Genomic DNA, 18,833 nt, shown 5'->3' with positions numbered 1-18,833 from the left:
GGGGACCCGGGCCGGCAATCGACTTTATGGGCCGTACGCTTTGACTTTTTGTAAAGGGGATCGCCCGGGCGGATCAGGTTGCTACGAGAGTGGCCAGCCAATCGCGAAATGCGCGCAATGCGCTTGACTGCGGTTTGCCCGTCGGCCACGCGAAGTAGTATGTGTAGTCGCCGCGATCGAGCGTCTGACCGAGTGGCGCCACCAGCGTCTGGTCCGCCAGCTCTTTCTCGATCAATGCCTTCTGCGCGATGGCCACGCCATGCCCTTCGATTGCCGCCTGATAGGCAAGCAACGATGTCTCGTATTTCATGCCATGGGTAGGACTGACGTTGCGCAAGCCTGCCGCGCGCAGCCATAGCATCCAGTCGTCGGGGCGCGCCATCGAGTGGAGCAAGGTCTGCGTGGCCAACTGCTTCTTGTGCGTCAGGCGCACGGCAGGCGAGGTGACGGGAACAAGCTCGTTGCGAACCAGCTGCAGCGTTCGCATTCCCGGCCAACGCCCGTCGCCCAGTTGTATGCCTGCGTCGATGTCCTCGCGCTCGAAGTCCAACGGCGCGAACGAGGTCATGAGCTGAACGTCGATGTCCTTGTGCAGCTGGTGAAAGCTCGCCAACCGGGGGATCAGCCAGCGCACCGCGAACGTGGCGGGCGATCTGATCCGCAAGGTGTTCCGGCCAGGGCTGCTGTTGGTCACCGCCAGGGTGGCTTCCCGCAATGTCTCGAACAGCGGTATCAGGTCGGAAAGGTAACGCGCGCCGGCCGGCGTCAATTCCAGCCCGCCGTGGACGCGGACGAACAGAGGCGTTCCGAGGTAGCTCTCCAGCGCGCGTACCTGCCTGCTGACCGCGGCGGGCGTGACACACAACTCATCGGCGGCCTTGGAAATGCTGAGCAGCCGCCCGGTGGCTTCGAATGCTCGGGCCGGATTCAGTGGGGGAAGCAGGGCGCGACGGACCATGGCAGTAACAGGAGGCGTACGCTGAGTGGTCGTCACTATAACGCCCTGTCCCCCGTGGAGTCAGGACGCCAGTCCGGCCATCAGCACGTATTTGACCTCGACATACTCCTCGATCCCGTAGTAGCTGCCTTCGCGCCCGTAGCCCGAATGCTTGACCCCGCCGAATGGCACCGAGGCGGTGCCCACCGAACCGGAATTCAGGATCACCATGCCCGCCTCGATATCGCGGGACAAGCGAAAGGCTCGGCCGAGATCGCGCGTGCAGGCATAGGCCACGAGTCCGTATTCGGTGTCGTTGGCTCTGCTCACGACTTCGGCTTCATCACGGAAGCGATAGAAGGGGAAGACCGGTCCGAAGATCTCGGTATGGGCAATCGGCATATCGTCATCGAGATCGGTGAGGACGGTGGGTTCATGGAACAGTCCGCCTTTCTCGTGCGGTTTGCCGCCGAGCAGAACTTTGCCACCGCGCCGCTTCGTGTCTTCGACGAGCTGAACGACCTTGTCGAAGCCCGCTTGATTGATCAGTGGCCCGACGACGAATTCCGGCTGCAATCCCTGGTCCACGCGGAATTGGGAGACTTTTTCCACCACGGCGGCGACGACGCGATCGTAGACGCCATCCTGCACGTAGATGCGGTTTGGCGAAATGCAGACCTGGCCGGAATTTCGGAGCTTGGCGGCGATCAGGCCGCTTACGGCGTCGTCCAAATTGGCGTCATCGAAGACGATGAAAGGCGCATTGCCGCCCAATTCCAGTGTCATCTTTTTCAACGCCTGCCCGCTGGCCTCGGCCAGCAGTTTGCCGACGGCGGTGGAGCCGGTGAACGAGATCTTGCGGATCCGGTCGTCGCTGGTAAAGAGCGCACCGATCTCTTGCGGGTTGCCGGTGACCATTTCGAATACGCCCTCCGGAATGCCCGCCTTGCGCGCGTACTCGAGCAGCTTGTACGCGGTCAGCGGCGTTTCTTCGGAGGGCTTGATGACCATGGTGCAGCCCGCCGCCAGTGCCGTCGCGACTTTGCGCGTGATCATCATGAAGGGAAAATTCCACGGCGTGATGGCCGCAGTCGGTCCAACGGGCTCTTTGATGACCATCACGGCGGCATCATTCGCGTGGGACGGGATGGTGTCGCCATAGACCCGCTTGGCTTCCTCGGCATACCACTCGATAAAGCCGAGCCCGTAGTCGATTTCGCCCAGTGCTTCGGCAAGGCACTTGCCGTTTTCCCTGACCATCAATTCGGCAAAGACCTGCTTGTCGTCCCTGACGAGTTCGAACCAGCGGCGAAGCAGCTCGCTGCGTTCCCTGGCGAGTTTGCGCGACCATGCCGGAAATGCGCCGCAGGTCCTGTCTATTGCCGCCTTTACCGCCGCGCCGTTCATGTGGGGCGCGGCCCCGACGCGCGATCCGTCTGCAGGGTTGAGTACGTCGATCATGAGAGTTCCACCGCTCCAGTTGATAGCAATGCGCGCCGCGTCACCACGACGCGGCCTGGCGCTGCGGATTGAATAATGGAATCAAGCTGCGCATGACTCCATGGCAACGGGTCTCTGATGTTTGCCTGATCCTATGAGCGGCAAGAATTCCGGCAAAGGTGCTGGTAAGCTACGCCGCAATGCAGACAAGGGATTCAAGCCATGGCTCGATCTGGCAAAAGCGAGGCGCCAAGCCAGGCGATGTTGGTACAGCGGATGGTGTCCATGCTGGCAGCGCTCGCGCCGCGCGAAGGATATAACCTGTCGGCGTTGCCCGATGTCCGATTCCTGCGTTCCAACCGCCCATTGAAAGCGGTGCCGGTGCTCTACGATCCCGGAATCGTGATCGTTTGCCAGGGCAGGAAACGCGGGTATTTCGGCGATCGGATTTACCTGTACGACGATCGGCATTACCTGGCCGTTTCGGTGCCGGTGCCATTCACCATGGAAACGGACGCCAGCGAAACCGAGCCGCTGCTGGCGATCTACATGCATCTCGATTTCAAGCTCGCCGCCGATTTGATGTTGCAGATCGACCAGCATGGCGGCATGGAACCGACCGAGCCCAGAGGCATGATGTCCAGCCCGATGGACAGCCGGCTATGCGAATCGCTGGTTCGATTTCTTGAGGCGATGAGCCGGCCTCTGGAAGCCCAAATTCTTGGCCCGGCGCTGCTGCGCGAGATCTACTTCCATGTGTTGACCGGGGAGCAAGGGGCGTCGATGCGCGCCGCGCTGTCCATGCATGGACAGTTCGGCAAGATTGCGCGAGCGTTGCGCCGGATCCATGCGTCTTTCCATGTCGACGTCAGCGTCGAGCAGCTGGCGCGCGAAGCAGGGATGAGCGTTCCTGCCTTCCACGCTCACTTCAAGGCCGTCACCAGGACGTCTCCGGTGCAGTACCTGAAGTCGATACGGTTGCATCAGGCTCGCCTGCATATGGTCCGCAGTGGCATGACCGCGGCAGCCGCCAGTGCCGAAGTCGGCTATGACAGCCCCTCGCAATTCAGCAGGGAATTCAAGCGCCTGTTCGGGCGAAGTCCTGTCGAAGAGGTCAAGCGGATGAAGGCGGAATTTGCCGTGCCGCCCCCGCATGCTGGCTCGCCGTTTGTGTCATCGCACTGATGCTACTGATCGCGCTTGTTGCGAGCGGTCCGGCGCTTGGCGTGCAAGCATGCGGCGACGGCCGCGGCCCCCGAGAGGCCGCGTAGCCGGATCAGGCCAATGGCGCGCGCCGGCGTTGCGATCGCATCCACCAGGCCTGCAACACGGAGCCGATCACAAAGACGATCAACCACGCGGCCAGCGCGCCGCGCACCACAGGCGATTGCGGGCCGTCGGCAAGAGGATGGGCGGCGGGCAGTCGCGTCAGCGTCTCGTTGATTCCGGGTACGAGCAGCAGGAAGAAGCTGAACGTGAGACCGAACTGGGACAGGTAGGGTTGGGCGCGGGTCAAGACCGGAATTCGGGGCAGCAACAGCGCGCCGGAGATGGCCAGCAGCGCCAGGATGCCCAGCGCATGGCCGGCGTTGAAGCCTCCGGTGCTGGACAGCCCGAATGACGTCAGTACCGATAGCACCAGCCCAACGAGGTAAGTCTTGCCGGCGTGTGTGGCGCTGTCGATCCTGCAGTGGCGCGCGAAGCTATAGAGGCCAGCGATGACGGGGACGATGCTGATCAGGGTGTGCCCGGACCCCAGGGCGGAAATCGGATGCGGCATAGGACGATGGCTCCTTCAAACCACGGGTTGAAACAACGGGATTCCACGCGCATGGCAACCAACTAGTTGGTCGGTAGCGCAGTGAAAAAATAGCCGGCTCGCGGCCGGTACAAAACAGCGGTCAATTCGCCCCGGTCAGCCGTCGGATCGCCGCTTGCGAGACGGAGGCGAATGCCTCGGGATTATCGAAAGCCCGTGCGGTCAACATGGCGCCGTGCACCGTGGACATGAACGTCTGTGCCTCGACAAGCGGGGTATCGCGCAGATGGAATTGTCCTTTCGCGGCACCGGCTTCAAGGACCGTTGCCAGCCATGCGGTCAGGTCCCCAAAATAGGCTCGCACCTCATGCGCGATCTCTTGCGGGATCATGGGCAATTCGGCGGCAAGCATCGCGCAAATACATATCGGCAAGGTGCCATCGCCTATGCACCGGGACCAGTAATCGATATAGGCCGCCAGCCGCGCCAGCGGATCGCCGATCTGTTGATCGAGCGCGGCCATACCTTGCACTGCCTGCGCCCGGTGCAGCCTGACCACAGTCAGGACCAGGTCCGCCTTGCTCGGAAAATGATGATGGATGCTCGGCTTGCCGATATGCACGCGCTCGGACAGATCCGCATAACTGAATCCGTGATAACCGCCGGCGGCGAGCAATTGCTTCGTATGCTCGGCGATTTCGCTCGCGCGGGGGGAAAGTTCCATATTCATCGGCAATAGGGCTGGATGGTGGAATACGCATGCAAGACATCGCTGATTCGGCTGCCGGGATGCTGTGCTTTGCATTCAACGTTTTGACCAATCTACTAGTTGGTCGGTTGTGTTGTCAAGGCTTTTCGCCCACCCGGCATGGGATGACGCGTGCGACAACGGGACGCCTATTCAGCGGCGTTGGCCGCCTCGCCGAGCTGGGGAGTGCCGGTTCCGCTCCCGATCCGCCACCTCGCGAGCCAACGCGAGGAATGCCTTCATGCCGGCGGAGTGATTGCGCCGGCCGGGGTAGTAGAGGCAAAGCCCCGGCAATGGCGGCGTCCAATCTGCCAGCACGCGAACCAGGCGTCCTGCCTCGATGTCGGCCAGCACGTCCTGCTCCATGAAAAAGCCCAGGCCGATACCCTCGATGACCGCGGCCCGCGCGAGGCTCGCTTCGTCGAGCGTGATCTGGCCGCGCACGTCCACCTGCACCGTCTCGCCGGCCTTCTCGAATCGCCACCGATACAGCGTCCCGTCGGGCAGCCGTACACGCACGCATTGGTGCTTCAGCAGATCGGGAGGGATGCGAGGCTTCCGATGATTCTCGAAGTACACGGGTGAACCCACGACGGCATAGCGTTGAGGCCGTCCGAGTGAAACGGCGATCATGTCGCTCGGCACGAGGTCGGCGACCCGCACGCCGAGATCGAAGCCTTCGGCGACGATATCCACCAATCGGCCTTCGGTGACCAGGTCGACGTTCATCTCCGGGTAGCGGCGGAGGAATTCCAACACCAGCGGGGAAATGATCTCCCGCGCTGCAAATGCGGCGGCATTGATCCGTAGCGTCCCGGCAGGCGTTTCGCGTTGCGAGCCCACGGCCGCCAACGCGCCCTGCATATCCTGCAGCACAGGCCCAACGTTGCCGACGAATTGCCGACCGGCATCCGTCAGCGAGACGCTGCGGGTAGTGCGATCGAACAGGCGAACGCCGAGATTCGCCTCGAGCTTGCCAATGGCATGGCTCAGCGCCGTCGTCGATATCCCGAGATCGATCGCGGCTGCGCGGAACGTTCCACGGCGCGCAATCGCGATGACGGCTTCCAGGTCTTGAAGGGAGGTCCGTTCCATTGTCCCGAATTTTTCATCATGGCATCCGGTTTTATCTTCTTTGTCTGCACAATGGTCAAGCCCTAAACTTCATCCCGAACTTTGCCAGCAAGCAGGAACAGGAGTGAAACGATGAATATTCCGGCCGTTGTGAACGCGTATTTCGAGGCGGACAGGGGCAACGATGCCGAGGCCATCGCACGGGCCTTCGCGACTGATGCGGTGCTTGAAGATGAGGGCACACGGCATCAGGGCGTCGGCGCGATACGCGCGTGGTGGCTGGCGGCCAAGGCGAAATATCGCCACGTCGCCGAGCCGATCGAGATGTCGCGCACAGGCGACGAGATCGCCGTCCGTGCGAGGGTGTCCGGCGAATTCCCGAACAGTCCGATTACGCTGGAATTTCTCTTTACCGTGGAGGGCGACAAGATCGTCGGGCTTCGGATTCATTGATGCCCGGGTTGCAGCGTTCACGTAGGAGCTGCGGGCGGAGCAGCGAAGAAACGGCCTCCCGGGAGGCCTTTTTATCCTCCTGCCGACTCGCTGCTGTCGGCGTACTCAGCCAACGAGAATAGAAGGGTGGCGAAATCGGACAGCCCGAGATCTCTCGTGGTCAGATCCACCATGGCGTCTTCGAGGTCATCGTTCTTCTGCACGGTGACGCCATGCAGTTCGAGAAACGTCAGGCATGTGACAAGACCTGTCCGCTTGTTGGCATCCACGAAGCAGTGCCCTTGGCCAATGGCCCTCGCATAGTGAGCCGCCAGATCGAAGAGGTCATCGACGCCTTCATAGAACTGTGCAGCGGCGACGCGATGGAGCGCACCTTCCAGATATCCCGGGTGCTCGCCGGCCAGCCCGATCTCGGTCTCGAGAATCAGGTCGTGAATCTCACGTACCTGATCTGCAGTGATCGAGATGAAACCTTTGTTCATCGCTTGGCGAGGCGCTTGATCACTTCGTGATGTTTCTGGATGACCTTGCGAGCGGCTTCCTGAACGGTGGATGAGTCAGCGTTCTCGATCACGACGATGCGCCCATCAAGCGAATGTTCGGTCTTCGTGCTTGGTGCGACCTTGTCGGGGCTGGGCGCGCTAGTGACCTTGATTCGTTCCTTGATAGGGACGTTGTATTTGGATAGGGAGACCTTGCTCATTTGAAGCTCCGTCGTATTGCCGGAGTATATCGGCACGATGCCTTCGCCGTGACGACACTACGAGGCCATATCGATGGGGGACGGAAGAAGTGAAGCATTCGCGCGGATTTCCTCAATTTGTTTGTGGAACCTTCACCACCGTCTCCCAAGCCCGCACCACCTCCCCATCCACCGACCGCGGCTCCATCGGAGCCAGCGGTTTTCCGGTGCGCTTGTCGACCAGCACCGAGCGCGCATCCCGCGATCCGAACAGATGCTGCTCGCCCCATTGGCGCAGGGCCACGATCACCGGAAATAGCCGCTCGCCCTTCGGGGTCAGCACATATTCCTGATACGACGTGCCGTCCGATGCCGGGCTGATCTCGAAGATGCCGGCTTCGACCAGCAGGCGCAGGCGATCGGCCAGGATGCTGCGTGCCACGCCGAGCCGCCGCTGGAATTCGCTGAAGCGGCGTACGCCATCGAAGGCGTCGCGCACGATCAGCAGGCACCAGCGATCGCCGACCAAATCCAGCGAGCGGGCAACCGGACAGGTTTCCGTCTGGTTGTCGCGACGTTTTGCCATGGGTACTCCTTCGGTAGGGGGCTGAGTCAGGTCATCTTTTCGTCTTGGTGGTTTCATTTTAAGACCAGTCTGCCTATAATCAAACCAGTCTTGATTTGAGACCACCTTGAGCGCACGTGGGAGGCCACCTTCGAGGCCACCTTCGAGGCCACCTTCGAGGCCCCCTTCGAGGCCACGTTTGAAGCCAGGCTGGAAACCACGTTTGAACCCACCTCGACGAAAGGAGAAACCATGCCGGGCGAACCGCCGACAGGCCCTGTACCCACGCAACCAACGTCGTCCACGAGCCCGATGCCGAGCGCATTGGTGGCGCTGTTTGCCTGTGCCTGCGGGCTCAGCGTGGCCAACGTCTACTACGCGCAGCCCTTGCTCGACGCGCTCGGCGCGCAGTTCGCGCTGGACCATGCCGCGGTGGGCGGCGTGATCACGGCCACGCAGGTCGGCTGTGCCCTGGCCTTGTTGCTGCTGGTGCCGCTGGGCGATCGCATGGATCGGCGGCGCTTGATGCTGGGGCAGGCCGCTGCACTGGTGGGTGCGCTGATCGCGGTGGCCGCGGCCGGATCTGCGCCGGCTTTGCTGGCCGGCATGCTGGCCGTGGGCTTGCTCGGTACCGCGATGACGCAGGGTTTGATCGCCTACGCCGCGACCGCCGGCGCGCCATCGGAGCGCGGAAGGGTAGTGGGGGCCGCGCAGGGGGGCGTCGTGATCGGCCTGTTGCTGGCGCGCGTGCTCGCCGGCCTGATCGCCGATGTGGCCGGATGGCGCGGCGTGTATCTGTTCTCGGCGCTGGCGATGCTGGCGCTGTCTCTGATCCTGTGGCGTCGTCTGCCGGCACAGACGCCCGCGACAACGCGGCTGAGCTATCCACGACTGATCCTGTCGATGCTGACCTTGCTGCGTCAGGACCGCGTGCTGCAGATCCGGGGCGCGATCGCGATGCTGATGTTCGCCGCGTTCAGCGTGTTCTGGAGCGCGCTGGTCTTGCCGCTGAGCGCGCCGCCTTATGCGCTGTCGCACACGGCGATCGGGGCGTTCGGACTGGTCGGCGTGGTGGGCGCGCTGGCGGCCGCGCGTGCCGGCCGTCTCGCCGACCGTGGCATGGGTCAGCAGGTCACCGGCGGCGCGCTGCTGGTGCTGCTGCTCTCATGGCTGCCGCTGTGGTGGTTCGATTCGCACGGCCTGTGGTGGCTGGTGATCGGCATCGTTGCGCTAGACCTCGGCGGGCAGGCCATCCATGTCGCCAACCAGAGCATGATTTTCGCGGCGCAGCGCGACGCGCACAGCCGTCTCGTCGGCTGTTACATGCTGTTCTATTCGGTGGGCAGCGGGCTGGGCGCCATCGCATCGACATGGGTCTATGCGGCCGCGGGATGGCCGGCGGTCTGCCTGCTCGGCGGTGGGATCAGTGCCACGGCGCTGGCGTTCTGGGCGTTGACGCTGCGCCATATGCCACGGGCTTCGGCGGCCTGCGCGCAACCGGCCTAAGCTGAAGGTTTCGGAGAGGGCGCCGCAAAGGAAATCGCTACGCGTGGCGTCTTCTCCGGCCCACGGAAACGCAGCACACGCAGGACACGCACGCCACGCAGGAGGACGCCATGGACGACGACATCAAGACGATGAGCCGCGAGCAGCTGATCGAAGAAGTGAAGCGATTGCGAGCCGGCATCCGCCGCCATCGGGATGCCTCGGGCCACGACCTGTGCTGGCATCACCCCGACCTGTGGGCCTTGCTGCCCGATGCCGCCACGCATACGCCCGCGGTCCCGGACTGGCCGCAGTTCCTGCGCGGCTGCGTCAGGTACCGCGAGTCGCTGGACCGGCAGTGCCCGCAGGCGCCGCGCATCCAGCAGGAATTTGGCGAGTAGGCCGCGAGTCCGTCAGCACTGCGCCGATCCAAACCAGCGCGCCAGCAGCGTATTGACCTCGCGATGGCGCTCGTACTGGACCCAGTGTCCCGCGCCCGGAACGAGGCACCAGTCCCGATGCGTCGCGGTCCCGGTCAGCCGGCTGGCCGCATCGATCGGCGAGGCGGTGACATCGTGCTCGCCCCACATCAGCAGCGTGGGGCCATGGAACGCGTCCAGCGCGGTTTCCAGCAGCGCCTGCCGCGAGATCGCCTTGCTGCGAAAGCGCGTTGCGCGGCAGGCAAGCTCGTGCACCAGCATGGCGGTCTCGTCGATGCCGCCTTCCTCATGCAGCATCAGCGCGAGCAGGTTATGCCGCAGCGCGACTCGCATGGCGTGCGGATCGTCCTTGCGCCAGTCCATCATCTCCATGCGCTGGCGCCGCGTGCCGCCGTGTCCGGCAGGCCCCAGCAGGGCGAGCCGCGCCGTGCCGCCGCGCCTGGCCGCGACTTGGGCGGCCACCAGTCCGCCGAAGGAAAAGCCGGCGAGCGAGACGATCGCATCCGCACCGACCAGGCGGTCCAGCGTCGCGATGACGGTGCCGACCAGGCGATTGAGCCGATCGGCGGCGTGGGGATCTCCCGGCAGCGCATCGGACTGGCCGAAGCCCGGCAGATCGGGCACCCACAGCGTGTGGGTTGCCGACAAGGGCTCGATATTGCGGACCCAATGCATCCAGTTGCCATGGCCGCCATGGATCAGCACCAGCGGCGGCCCGCCGCCGAACTTGCGCCAGACCATCGCGCGGTCGGCATCGTGCACGACGCAGGTCTCGGCGCGTCGGTCCAGGCGGATCAGTTCGGCGTTCATCGCGGGGGCGAGGGGAAGGGCGGGGGAACTCACGATGTCAGCACGAGGGCATCGACGGCGAGCACACCTTGCCCCTCGGGCAGCACCATCATCGGGTTGACTTCGGCTTCGGCGATGCCGAGCTCCGGGCGCACCGCCAGCTGGGACAGCGCGCAGACGGCCCTGGCCAGCGCCTCGAGGTCGCCGCGGGCCTTGCCGCGCAGCCCCGACACCGTCTTCAGGGCCTTCACTTCGGCGACCATGTCGCGCGCGACCTCGACCGTCACCGGCGCCAGCCGGATGCTTCGATCGCGCGCCACCTCGGCCCAGATGCCGCCGGCGGCCAGCATGACGATCGGGCCGGCGTCCGGATCGATACGGTAGCCGACCAGCACCTCGGTCAGGCCCTTGGTCATCGGCTGCACCAGGACTTCATCGCATCGCACGGTCGGCGCGCGCTCGGCCACGTTGGTCTGCAGCGCCGCCAATGCGTTTTCCAGTTGACGGGCGTCCTGAATGCCGAGCACCACGCCGCCCACTTCGGTCTTGTGCGGAATCTCCGGCGAGCAGACCTTGGCGACCACCGGATAGCCGAAGGGCAGCGCCGGCACGGGGCCGTCGATCGGCAGCGTGATCGCCGGCGCGTACGGCACGCCGAGCCGTTCCAGCACGGCGTAGGCCTGCGCTTCGCTGAGCCCGCGCGGCGGCCGATTGCGCTTCGGTTGCGCCGCGGGTTGAATGCCGGGAGCGCGTCGTGCCAGCACCGCGGCAATGGCATCGGCACACGGTTCGGGCGAACGGAAGCATGGCACGCCGGCGGCCGTCAGCGCGGCCAGCGCCTCGGGTGCGTCGGGCACCAGCATCGCGGCCAGCGGCTTGGCGCTGTCGGCGCTGTCGATGATCGGCTTGACCGCGAGCTGCGGCTGGAAGCGCGCCGAGGAGCCGACGACGGCCAGCACGATATCGAACTCCGGTGCCTCGAACATGATGTCGAGCGCCGTCTTCATGACCTTGTAGTTGGTGCCGGCCAGCGTCAGGTCGAGCACGCGTCCCGGCGAGACCGCGATACCGGCTGCGGCCAGCTTGTCGAGCGTCGCCGGGGAGGCCGGTTCCACCACCACATCGCGGATACCGAGCTGATCGACGACCATCGCCGCGCCGCCGCCCGTGGTGGTGACCACGCCCACGCGGCGTGGCTGCGGGCGTGGCGGGCTGTGTGGCGGGCTGTGTGGCGTGCTGCGTGGCTGGCTGTGTCGCTCGCTGTGTGGCTCGCTGTGTGACGGCGTACCCGGCTGCGCCAACGGAATGCGCCGTGCCAGCGGAAACGCTTCCAGCAGCGCTTCCAGCACGCCGACGCGCGCAATGCCGAGATCCTTCAGGAAGGCATCGGCGATATCGTCCTCGCCGGCCAGCGCGCCGGTATGGGTCGCGGCCATTTCGGCGGCGGCGGCCGATCGCCCGAGCTTGTAGGCAATCACGGGTTTGCCGCGCCGGGCGGCCTCGATCGCGAAGGCACGCAGCTTGTCGCCGTGGCGCAGGCTCTCGAGAAACAGCAGGTAGCCGTCGATCGAAGGATCGTCCAGCGTGGCGGAGCAGATTTCGCCGATGCACAGGTCGGCCTCTCCGCCGACCGACACCAGTCCCGCAAAGCCGACGCCGCGCGCCTTGCCGCGCGAGACCAGCGAGCCGATCATGCTGCCGCTGTGCGAGGCGACGAACACCCGTCCCCGCGGCAGTTCCGGCTCGGCGAAGGCCGCATTGGCGGTCAGCACGACGCCGGCCCGCGGATGGATGACACCGAGGCTGCTGGGGCCGAGCACGCGGATGCCGGTCTGCCGGCTCAGGGCATGCAGTTCCGCTTCCCTGGCCGCGCCTTCGGGCCCCGACTCGGCAAAGCCGCTGGCGAGGATGGTCACCACCTTGACGCCGAGGCGGGCGCTCTCGCGCACCACATCGAGCACGGTCTCGGTCGGCGTCAGCACGAACACGTGGTCGGGCACCTGCGGCAGCGAAGCCAGGCTCGGGTAGGCGGTTTCGCCCTGCACCGTATCGCGATTCGGATTGATCGGATAGATCGTTCCGCGATAGCCGGCGGCACGCAGGAATTTCAACGGCCGTCCCGCGGTCTTGGCCGGGTCGTCGGAGGCGCCGAACAGCGCCACGCTGCGCGGAGACAGCAGCGCCTGCGCGAGGGCGGAGTCGATGTGGCCGGATGCTGCAGAGGTTGAATTCATCGCAACTGGAAACGGGGTATGAGGAAAGTCGGTGCGGTCGGCTGGCCTGCTCAGTTTGTGGCTGGCCTGGGCGGGCGCTGCGGGAACGATCGGCCGAACACGCCCTCGGCGATGCGATTTTTCAGCATCTCGATCGAGCCGCCGGCGATCATCCATCCGCGGATGCGGCGCAGGCAATATTCGACGATCGATTCCTGGCTGTAGCCCATGCCGCCCATGATCTGCAGCGCCTCGTTGGCGACGTCCCAGCCTGCCTGGTTGCAGGCCAGCTTGGCCATTGCCGTGCTATGCGCGGACGGCAGGCCGTGCTCGCCCTCCATGGCCGCGCGATACAGCAGAAGCTGGGCGGATTCGAGCTTCATAGCCATCTCCGCGAACTTCCATTGAATCCCCTGGAATTCGCACAATTCGCGACCGAACTGCTTGCGCACCATCGCATGTTCGCGCGCGACGTTGAAGCAGTGGCGGCCGAGCGCGAGGGCGCGCGACGAGTTGCCCAGCCGCTCGACGTTGAAGCCGGCGATCTGGCGCTTGAAGCCGCCTTCGCCAAGCAGCAGGTTGTCGGCGGGAATGCGGCAGTCCTCGAAATAGAGCTGGCACCATTGCTCGCCGCTCATGAATTTCGACGGCTCGCCGACCTGGAAGCCCGGCGCGCCGCGTTCCACCAGCACCGAACCGATGCCGTTGACGCCGGGGCCGAAGCGTACGTAGATCAGGAACAGCTCGGCCTCGGGGCTGTGCGTGGAGAAGATCTTGCTGCCGTCGATCACGTAGTGGTCGCCGTCGCGGCGCGCGGTGGTGCGCAGCTCGGTGACGGCGGAGCCGGCCTCCGGCTCGGTCATGCCGAGCGCGATCAGTTTGCGGCCGGCGAGCAGATCGGGCAGGAAGCGCGCCTTCTGTTCGGGCGTCGCGTATTCGACGAAGGTGCGGATCGGCCCGAAATTGCCGGCCTGCACGATGTCCGCGCTCTTCGGGCAGACCAGCGCGATTTCCTGGATCGCGATGACCGCGTGCATCAGCGTGCCGCCCTGGCCGCCGTCCTCTTCGGGGAAGGCGATGCCGAGCAATCCCTGCTCGGCCAGCATGCGTGCCGCGTCCCACGGGTACTGGGCGGAATGCGCGCGCTGCAGCGCGCCGGGCGCGAGCTTGTCCTGGGCGAACCGGCGCACCGATTCCGCAAATGCCTGATGCTCTTCGCTGAGTTCAAAGTTCATGTCGATGTCTCGGGATGGGGCGGAAGCCAGGCATCAGCTTCCGCTATCCCGAGACGGTTGTGAACTTCGTGTTTGGAGGGCAGGTAGAACTTATCGTCATACCTGGAGCCGCGTGCGGCCGCGTCGGGCGATGCGCGGCGCTCGACGCGCGTCCTTCATTTCGCCGCACGCTGTTCGCGCGCCACGGTGTCGAGCAGCCAGTCCCGGAATGCCGTCACCTTGCGGGACTCGCGCTGCACGGCCGGCCGGACCAGATAGTAGGACTTGCTGCGCACCAGCGGCCGCGCGAATGGCCGGATCAGGCGGCCGGAGGCCAGCTCGGCCTGCAGCATGGCCGCCTGTCCGATCGCGATGCCAAGCCCATCGAGGGCGGCCTGCCAGGTCAGCACCGAACTGCCGAAGCTCATGCGTTCGGTGCGCTCGGCCATCTCGGTCAGGCCCGCGAACGCCAGCCAATCATCCCAGTCGTTGCGGCGATAGTGCGACACCAGCAGGCGGTGGCGCAGGAGCGCTTCGGGCTTGCCCCGGCTGCCGCCGCGATGCGTGCGCAGGTACTCGGGCGTGCAGACCGGTTCGATCTCGTCGTGGAACAGGAAGTCGGCGCTGACCCGGGGCCAGCGGCCGTCGCCGAACTGGATGGCAAGATCGGCGGGATCGCGATCGAAGTCGACATCGGGAATCGCGTTGTCGATGCGCACTTCGACGCTGGGATACTGGGCCTGGAAGTCCGGCAGCCGCGGGATCAGCCATTTCGCCGCGAAGGTCGTGTAGGTGCGCACGCGCAGTGCGCCCTGCGAGGTGTTCTTCAGCAGCCGCGCCGTCGCGGTGGCAATGGCATCGAAGGCCGGGACGACCTCCTCGGCATAGGCCTGGCCGACGCGCGTCAGCGAGACGCCGTGGCGTTCTCGCCGAAACAGCTCGACGCCCAGGTAGCCCTCGAGTACCGCGATCTGCCGGCTGACCGCCGACTGGGAAACGTGCAGTTCCTGCGCGGCAACGGTCAGGTTCTGACTGCGTGCCACGACTTCGAAGACCCGCAGCGGGTTCAAGGGGGGAATACGCCGAGCCATGTTGTCGCGTCCGAGCAATGACTTTTCATTATATCTATGCCATCGGACGCACCATCCCCTCAGGGCAACGAGACCGCGCTGTCGAGCGCCCACAGCTGCCGCAGCAGCGTGCGCGTTCGGGCCGGGCCCAGCACCGGCTCCACCAGCTCGACGAACTTGTCGTCGAGGTCGGCATCGCTCAGCGGCTCTTCGGGATCGCCCTTGCGGTTCGGCTGCAGATGGGTCAGTTCGCGCCCATCGCGCAGGCGTACCGTGACGCGCGCCGCGCGTTGTCCCGGGAAGGCGGCATCGAGCTGGCCGTCGACCGACAGTTCGATGCGCGACATCAGGGCGCGGATCGCCGGATCGGCCAGCCGTTCCGCGGAGAACGCGGCCAGCCGCACGCTGCCATGGATCAGCGCCGAGGCCACGACAAACGGCACGCTGAAGCGGGCCTCGGCCGCGGTGCGCGGGTCGGGGTTGCCGGCAACATCGAGGGCCGGGCGATAGGTGCCGATCCGCACCGCGGCGATATCGTCGACGGAGAACCCATGCGCGCGCTGCAAGGCCTGGGCGCCGTCGATCGCGGCGAAGGTGTGGCCGCAGCAGGCGTGGTTCTTGAAGGTGATCTGCGTGATATGGAAATCGCGGCCCAGTGTTGCGGCGGCCGCCTGCCAATCCGGCCCGTCGCTCATCGCGCGTCCCAGGCCCGCTTCGCCGTCGATCACGTCGAGCGAACCGGTGACCCCGGCCTCGGCCGCCATCGCGGCCAACAGTCCCGCCTCGGCGGCCCGGCCCGAATGCAGCGGCTTGGACATCGAGTCCATGCGAAACGCCTGCTGCAGGCCCGCGGCGAAGGTGGCGCTGGTGGCAAGCGCATGCGCAAAGCGCGCGGCATCGAGCTGGAACAGGGCAGCGGCGGCCCCGGCGGCGCCAAAGGTGCCGACGGTGCCGGTGTTGTGCCAGTAACGGTAATGCGTGCGGCCAAGCGCCGCGCCGATCCGCGTCGAGATCTCGTAGCCGATCACCACCGCGTGCAGGAATGCCGCGCCGCTTGCCCGGCGTTGCTGGGCGGCGGCAAGCGCGGCCGCGATCGTGGGCGCGCCCGGATGGTAGATCGCGTGCTTGTAGATGTCGTCGACCTCCACCGTATGCGCGGCGGTGCCGTTGATCAGCGCCGCGGTTCGCGCGGTGGCCGGGCGCCCCAGGGCCAGGCGGGCATCGCCGCGATCGAGATCGTCGGCGCAGGCGCGCTCCAGCAGCGTGCAAGGCGCGACGACCGCGCCCGGCAGCAATGCCGCATACCAGTCGATCACCGCACGCTTGGCGTGGTGGATCACTTCGCTGGAGCGCGCGCCGGGGCCGGGCTGCTGGGCGAAGGCGGAAAAGGTCTCGATGATGGTCATGGGGTCCGTTCACGTTGGCAGGCTGGCGCCGATGCTCGCGCAGGGCGGTGCGGATGGCAACTTCCAATTGATCGTGCAGGTATGACATACAGGAATGCCAGGGCGGTGCGGGACCAGTGGCGCTGTATTGAGTTTTTCTCATGGCAGCGGGCCGAATCGGAAGTTCTCAGGGGCGAGCGGTTCACACACCATGGCGATGGTTCGACCGGACACGTGCGGTATGTCGCGGTTGCCATGCGGAAAACGGCGGGCACCAGCCGGTCGTTGCCGACGAACAGAGCGCAGCCATGCGGCAATGCGCCATCCCTGATGCCATGACGGAGACATCCATGAAGACATTCGGTCCGATCGCCGGCGCGCTCGCCGCCGGTGCGCTGATCCTTTCCTTTGCCACCGCGGCACATGCCACGCCGTCCGGCTATCCCACCAAGCCGATCCGCATCATCGTCGGCTACCAGGCCGGCGGCCCCACCGATCTGACGGCGCGCTTGCTGGCCGGCAAGCTGCAGGCGGGGCTGGGGCAGCCGGTCATCGTCGAGAACAAGGTGGGCGCGGGTTCCAACATCGCCTCCGACTATGTCGCGTCGGCGCCCCCGGATGGCTACACGCTGCTGCTGGCCGCGGCGCCGATCACGATGACCAAGTACCTTTACAAGGGGCTGAAGTTCGATGTGCTCAAGAGCTTCGAGCCGATCGCCAACGTGATGACGGCGCCGGCCGTGCTGGCGGTATCGACCAGGCTGCCGGCGCACGACCTGCGCTCGCTGATCGCACTGGCGAAGAAAAAGCCGGGGACCTTGACCTTCGGCTCGACCGGCGCCGGCGGATCGCAGCACCTGGCCGGCGAACTGCTGAAGCAGCGCGCGGGCATCGACATGCTGCATGTTCCTTACAAGGGAGCGTCGGCCGCGCTCACGGACCTGATGGCAGGCACCGTCGACATGGTGTTCATGACGTCGATGTCGGCGTTGCCCACGTTGAAGTCCGGCAATCCGCGCGCGATCGCGGTGGCATCGAAGAAGCGCATGCCGCAGATGCCGCAGCTGCCGACGATGGAGGAGGCGGGGCTGCCCGGATTCGAGGCCGATTCGTGGAACGGCCTGCTGGCGCCGGCGGGAACGCCCAGGGAAGTGCTCGACCGCCTGAACGCCGAAGTCAACAAGGCGCTGGCCTCGCCCGACGTGCGCGACACGCTGGTATCGCAGGGGGCCATTGTCGTCGGCGGCTCGCGCGAGCAGTTCCGGCAGTACCTGGTCGAAGAGGTCGATCGCTGGGGCAAGGTATTCCAGACGGTGCACATCTCGCTGCAATGAACGCGGGCCGACTGCGATGGCTGCGATGGCCAGGCGGATTGATTGATGTTTGACTATCTTGTCCGAAGGGACCGGGGAGGGGAAACACCCATCGAGGAGCAGACCCATGCAGCAAGACATCGAGCAGCTATTCGAGCGATACCAGCAGTGCTTCGTGCAGGGCCTGCGCGGCGAGGCCGACCTGGAAACGGTGGCCGGATTTTTTGCCGAGAGTTTTATCACGGCGTGGCCCGGCGGCGTGATGACCGGCACCAACGACGAGCAACTACGCGGCGTGATGGGCAAGGGCTTCGATCACTACCGCGCGATGGGCATGCGCGATATGGCCGTCGACCATGTGGCGGTGCACCAGATCGACCGGATGCATGGCGTCGCCAGCGTGGCGTGGGCCTCCACCTTCGAGCGCCCCGGCGAGGCCCCTCGCGCGGTGCGGTTCAGCGTCCACTACCTGGTCCAGCTGCGCGAGGGCGATGCCAGGATCTTCGGCTGGATCGCCGGCGACGAGGAAGCGGAACTGCGCGCGCAGGGGATCACGTCATAGTGCTTCGCGGTTGAGCCGGTCTTGCCGCGGTGCCAACGCTGGCGCCTCGATAGGCGCCGACGAGCCGCGCGGTGGCGGAGACAGCGCCGCGATCTGCTGCGCGATCCACGCGTCGGCCAGGGCCTGCGCGCGCTCGAGACAGGCGGGTCCGCGCCGCAGATTGTCCAGCCGCAACACCGACAGGTCGTGCAGGCCGGCGGTGGCCAGCGCGTGACGCAGATACGGCGTCAGGAAATCCGGCTGCCCCTTGCCGTCATCGCCGAGCGGCCCGCCGCTGCCGACGATCAGATAGACCGGGCGGTCGGGCAGCATTCCCTTCTTGCCTTCCGGCGTGCGCGCGAAGGTGCGGCCGGGGCGCAGGATCTGGTCGATCCAGGCCTTGAGCGTGGCGGGTACCGTGAAGTTGTGCATCGGCGTGGAGATCACGATGCGATCCGCGGCCCGCAATTCGGCGATCAGCGATGCCGAGAAGGCAAGCACGCCCGTATCGCTGGCCGCATCGGTAGACTCCGCCGCGAGGCTGGCATGCGCGAATGCGCCATCGACCAGGGGCGGCGGACGACGCGCCAGGTCACGCTCGACCACGCGCAGCGTTTCCCGCTGTCGCATCCGCTCGATCAACGCGGCGCCTGTGGCGCGGCTGGTCGACGCCTCCCCATTGGGGCTGGCGCTGACATGAAGCACGGTTTTCATCGTGGCTCCCG

20 protein-coding genes are annotated in these 18,833 nt (G+C 65.6%); 6 read left to right on the top strand and 14 right to left on the bottom strand.

Features of this window, described 5'->3' with window-relative positions; genetic code table 11:
- Window positions 1-73: 73 nt before the first annotated feature.
- Together AC6EI8_RS03835 and AC6EI8_RS03830 are read right to left on the bottom strand one after the other, a co-directional pair.
- The gene (locus AC6EI8_RS03835) at window positions 74-958 is read right to left on the bottom strand and encodes a LysR substrate-binding domain-containing protein (RefSeq protein ID WP_265632503.1); all 885 of its coding nucleotides are present in this window, start codon (window positions 956-958) and stop codon (window positions 74-76) included.
- A 60-nt stretch (window positions 959-1,018) separates the two neighbouring features.
- Window positions 1,019-2,398, bottom strand: coding sequence for an NAD-dependent succinate-semialdehyde dehydrogenase (locus AC6EI8_RS03830; protein ID WP_149319002.1), 1,380 nt, complete (start codon window positions 2,396-2,398; stop codon window positions 1,019-1,021).
- A 255-nt stretch (window positions 2,399-2,653) separates the two neighbouring features.
- Between AC6EI8_RS03830 and AC6EI8_RS03825 the strand changes: the two genes are divergently transcribed.
- Window positions 2,654-3,562 (top strand): AraC family transcriptional regulator, encoded by a 909-nt coding sequence (locus AC6EI8_RS03825; RefSeq protein WP_226108876.1) that lies wholly within the window; start codon window positions 2,654-2,656, stop codon window positions 3,560-3,562.
- Between the two features lie 91 nt (window positions 3,563-3,653).
- Here the strand turns inward: AC6EI8_RS03825 and AC6EI8_RS03820 are convergent, their stop codons facing one another.
- From AC6EI8_RS03820 to AC6EI8_RS03810, 3 genes are all read right to left on the bottom strand, one after another.
- Window positions 3,654-4,157, bottom strand: coding sequence for a hypothetical protein (locus AC6EI8_RS03820; RefSeq protein WP_498381309.1), 504 nt, complete (start codon window positions 4,155-4,157; stop codon window positions 3,654-3,656).
- A gap of 121 nt (window positions 4,158-4,278) precedes the next feature.
- Complete coding sequence (locus AC6EI8_RS03815) at window positions 4,279-4,866, bottom strand: TetR/AcrR family transcriptional regulator (protein ID WP_226108878.1); 588 nt, start codon at window positions 4,864-4,866, stop codon at window positions 4,279-4,281.
- 171 nt (window positions 4,867-5,037) lie between these two features.
- Complete coding sequence (locus tag AC6EI8_RS03810) at window positions 5,038-5,979, bottom strand: LysR family transcriptional regulator (protein WP_498381308.1); 942 nt, start codon at window positions 5,977-5,979, stop codon at window positions 5,038-5,040.
- Between the two features lie 111 nt (window positions 5,980-6,090).
- On the opposite strand from AC6EI8_RS03810, the gene AC6EI8_RS03805 reads away from it, so the two are divergent.
- Window positions 6,091-6,411, top strand: coding sequence for a nuclear transport factor 2 family protein (locus AC6EI8_RS03805; protein ID WP_226108880.1), 321 nt, complete (start codon window positions 6,091-6,093; stop codon window positions 6,409-6,411).
- Window positions 6,412-6,482: 71 nt separating this feature from the next.
- Here the strand turns inward: AC6EI8_RS03805 and AC6EI8_RS03800 are convergent, their stop codons facing one another.
- From AC6EI8_RS03800 to AC6EI8_RS03790, 3 genes are all read right to left on the bottom strand, one after another.
- Window positions 6,483-6,893: a type II toxin-antitoxin system death-on-curing family toxin gene (locus AC6EI8_RS03800; RefSeq protein WP_149318998.1), complete on the bottom strand. Its 411-nt coding sequence runs from the start codon at window positions 6,891-6,893 to the stop codon at window positions 6,483-6,485.
- Window positions 6,890-7,114, bottom strand: a complete 225-nt coding sequence (locus tag AC6EI8_RS03795) for a hypothetical protein (protein ID WP_149318997.1) — start codon at window positions 7,112-7,114, stop codon at window positions 6,890-6,892. Before AC6EI8_RS03795 ends, AC6EI8_RS03800 begins: the two co-directional genes overlap by 4 nt.
- Window positions 7,115-7,226: 112 nt before the next feature.
- On the bottom strand, window positions 7,227-7,679 hold the full coding sequence (locus AC6EI8_RS03790) for a winged helix-turn-helix transcriptional regulator (protein ID WP_226108881.1): 453 nt from the start codon (window positions 7,677-7,679) through the stop codon (window positions 7,227-7,229).
- Window positions 7,680-7,910: 231 nt separating this feature from the next.
- Here AC6EI8_RS03790 and AC6EI8_RS03785 point away from each other — a divergent pair, with 231 nt between their 5' ends.
- Window positions 7,911-9,164 (top strand): MFS transporter, encoded by a 1,254-nt coding sequence (locus AC6EI8_RS03785; RefSeq protein WP_370639582.1) that lies wholly within the window; start codon window positions 7,911-7,913, stop codon window positions 9,162-9,164.
- A 110-nt stretch (window positions 9,165-9,274) separates the two neighbouring features.
- Window positions 9,275-9,544: a hypothetical protein gene (locus AC6EI8_RS03780; RefSeq protein WP_265632502.1), complete on the top strand. Its 270-nt coding sequence runs from the start codon at window positions 9,275-9,277 to the stop codon at window positions 9,542-9,544.
- A gap of 12 nt (window positions 9,545-9,556) precedes the next feature.
- Here AC6EI8_RS03780 and AC6EI8_RS03775 read toward each other — a convergent pair whose 3' ends face one another.
- The 5 genes from AC6EI8_RS03775 to AC6EI8_RS03755 all read right to left on the bottom strand — a co-directional run bounded on the left by AC6EI8_RS03775 (window position 9,557) and on the right by AC6EI8_RS03755 (window position 16,275).
- Entirely contained in the window at window positions 9,557-10,426 is an 870-nt protein-coding gene (locus tag AC6EI8_RS03775; RefSeq protein WP_265632501.1) for an alpha/beta fold hydrolase, read from the bottom strand.
- Window positions 10,423-12,606 (bottom strand): acetate--CoA ligase family protein, encoded by a 2,184-nt coding sequence (locus tag AC6EI8_RS03770; protein ID WP_265632500.1) that lies wholly within the window; start codon window positions 12,604-12,606, stop codon window positions 10,423-10,425. The genes AC6EI8_RS03775 and AC6EI8_RS03770 overlap by 4 nt, the downstream gene beginning before the upstream one ends.
- A gap of 50 nt (window positions 12,607-12,656) precedes the next feature.
- On the bottom strand, window positions 12,657-13,820 hold the full coding sequence (locus AC6EI8_RS03765) for an acyl-CoA dehydrogenase family protein (protein WP_265632499.1): 1,164 nt from the start codon (window positions 13,818-13,820) through the stop codon (window positions 12,657-12,659).
- A 155-nt stretch (window positions 13,821-13,975) separates the two neighbouring features.
- A complete protein-coding gene (gene gcvA / locus AC6EI8_RS03760) occupies window positions 13,976-14,890 on the bottom strand; it encodes a transcriptional regulator GcvA (protein WP_149318991.1) in 915 nt (304 codons plus the stop codon).
- Window positions 14,891-14,949: 59 nt separating this feature from the next.
- The gene (locus AC6EI8_RS03755; RefSeq protein ID WP_498381307.1) at window positions 14,950-16,275 is read right to left on the bottom strand and encodes an MmgE/PrpD family protein; all 1,326 of its coding nucleotides are present in this window, start codon (window positions 16,273-16,275) and stop codon (window positions 14,950-14,952) included.
- Between the two features lie 329 nt (window positions 16,276-16,604).
- On the opposite strand from AC6EI8_RS03755, the gene AC6EI8_RS03750 reads away from it, so the two are divergent.
- Both AC6EI8_RS03750 and AC6EI8_RS03745 read left to right on the top strand, forming a co-directional pair.
- Window positions 16,605-17,588: a tripartite tricarboxylate transporter substrate binding protein gene (locus tag AC6EI8_RS03750; RefSeq protein WP_265632498.1), complete on the top strand. Its 984-nt coding sequence runs from the start codon at window positions 16,605-16,607 to the stop codon at window positions 17,586-17,588.
- 106 nt (window positions 17,589-17,694) lie between these two features.
- The gene (locus tag AC6EI8_RS03745; RefSeq protein WP_498381306.1) at window positions 17,695-18,129 is read left to right on the top strand and encodes a DUF6841 family protein; all 435 of its coding nucleotides are present in this window, start codon (window positions 17,695-17,697) and stop codon (window positions 18,127-18,129) included.
- Here the strand turns inward: AC6EI8_RS03745 and AC6EI8_RS03740 are convergent.
- The gene (locus AC6EI8_RS03740; RefSeq protein WP_265632495.1) at window positions 18,124-18,822 is read right to left on the bottom strand and encodes an FMN-dependent NADH-azoreductase; all 699 of its coding nucleotides are present in this window, start codon (window positions 18,820-18,822) and stop codon (window positions 18,124-18,126) included. The genes AC6EI8_RS03745 and AC6EI8_RS03740 overlap by 6 nt on opposite strands.
- Window positions 18,823-18,833: the final 11 nt, after the last annotated feature.

This window comes from Cupriavidus sp. R6-3, assembly GCF_059772245.1.
This window is presented reverse-complemented; position numbering and strand designations above follow the sequence as displayed.

What these genes read in the sequence shown, in the direction of transcription:
- AC6EI8_RS03835 (WP_265632503.1), bottom strand. Translation starts at nt 958, where the DNA reads ATGGTCCGTCGCGCCCTGCTTCCCCCACTGAATCCGGCCCGAGCATTC.
- AC6EI8_RS03830 (WP_149319002.1), bottom strand. Translation starts at nt 2,398, where the DNA reads ATGATCGACGTACTCAACCCTGCAGACGGATCGCGCGTCGGGGCCGCG.
- AC6EI8_RS03825 (WP_226108876.1), top strand. Translation starts at nt 2,654, where the DNA reads ATGGTGTCCATGCTGGCAGCGCTCGCGCCGCGCGAAGGATATAACCTG.
- AC6EI8_RS03820 (WP_498381309.1), bottom strand. Translation starts at nt 4,157, where the DNA reads ATGCCGCATCCGATTTCCGCCCTGGGGTCCGGGCACACCCTGATCAGC.
- AC6EI8_RS03815 (WP_226108878.1), bottom strand. Translation starts at nt 4,866, where the DNA reads ATGAATATGGAACTTTCCCCCCGCGCGAGCGAAATCGCCGAGCATACG.
- AC6EI8_RS03810 (WP_498381308.1), bottom strand. Translation starts at nt 5,979, where the DNA reads ATGGAACGGACCTCCCTTCAAGACCTGGAAGCCGTCATCGCGATTGCG.
- AC6EI8_RS03805 (WP_226108880.1), top strand. Translation starts at nt 6,091, where the DNA reads ATGAATATTCCGGCCGTTGTGAACGCGTATTTCGAGGCGGACAGGGGC.
- AC6EI8_RS03800 (WP_149318998.1), bottom strand. Translation starts at nt 6,893, where the DNA reads ATGAACAAAGGTTTCATCTCGATCACTGCAGATCAGGTACGTGAGATT.
- AC6EI8_RS03795 (WP_149318997.1), bottom strand. Translation starts at nt 7,114, where the DNA reads ATGAGCAAGGTCTCCCTATCCAAATACAACGTCCCTATCAAGGAACGA.
- AC6EI8_RS03790 (WP_226108881.1), bottom strand. Translation starts at nt 7,679, where the DNA reads ATGGCAAAACGTCGCGACAACCAGACGGAAACCTGTCCGGTTGCCCGC.
- AC6EI8_RS03785 (WP_370639582.1), top strand. Translation starts at nt 7,911, where the DNA reads ATGCCGGGCGAACCGCCGACAGGCCCTGTACCCACGCAACCAACGTCG.
- AC6EI8_RS03780 (WP_265632502.1), top strand. Translation starts at nt 9,275, where the DNA reads ATGGACGACGACATCAAGACGATGAGCCGCGAGCAGCTGATCGAAGAA.
- AC6EI8_RS03770 (WP_265632500.1), bottom strand. Translation starts at nt 12,606, where the DNA reads ATGAATTCAACCTCTGCAGCATCCGGCCACATCGACTCCGCCCTCGCG.
- AC6EI8_RS03765 (WP_265632499.1), bottom strand. Translation starts at nt 13,820, where the DNA reads ATGAACTTTGAACTCAGCGAAGAGCATCAGGCATTTGCGGAATCGGTG.
- gcvA (WP_149318991.1), bottom strand. Translation starts at nt 14,890, where the DNA reads ATGGCTCGGCGTATTCCCCCCTTGAACCCGCTGCGGGTCTTCGAAGTC.
- AC6EI8_RS03755 (WP_498381307.1), bottom strand. Translation starts at nt 16,275, where the DNA reads ATGACCATCATCGAGACCTTTTCCGCCTTCGCCCAGCAGCCCGGCCCC.
- AC6EI8_RS03750 (WP_265632498.1), top strand. Translation starts at nt 16,605, where the DNA reads ATGAAGACATTCGGTCCGATCGCCGGCGCGCTCGCCGCCGGTGCGCTG.
- AC6EI8_RS03745 (WP_498381306.1), top strand. Translation starts at nt 17,695, where the DNA reads ATGCAGCAAGACATCGAGCAGCTATTCGAGCGATACCAGCAGTGCTTC.
- AC6EI8_RS03740 (WP_265632495.1), bottom strand. Translation starts at nt 18,822, where the DNA reads ATGAAAACCGTGCTTCATGTCAGCGCCAGCCCCAATGGGGAGGCGTCG.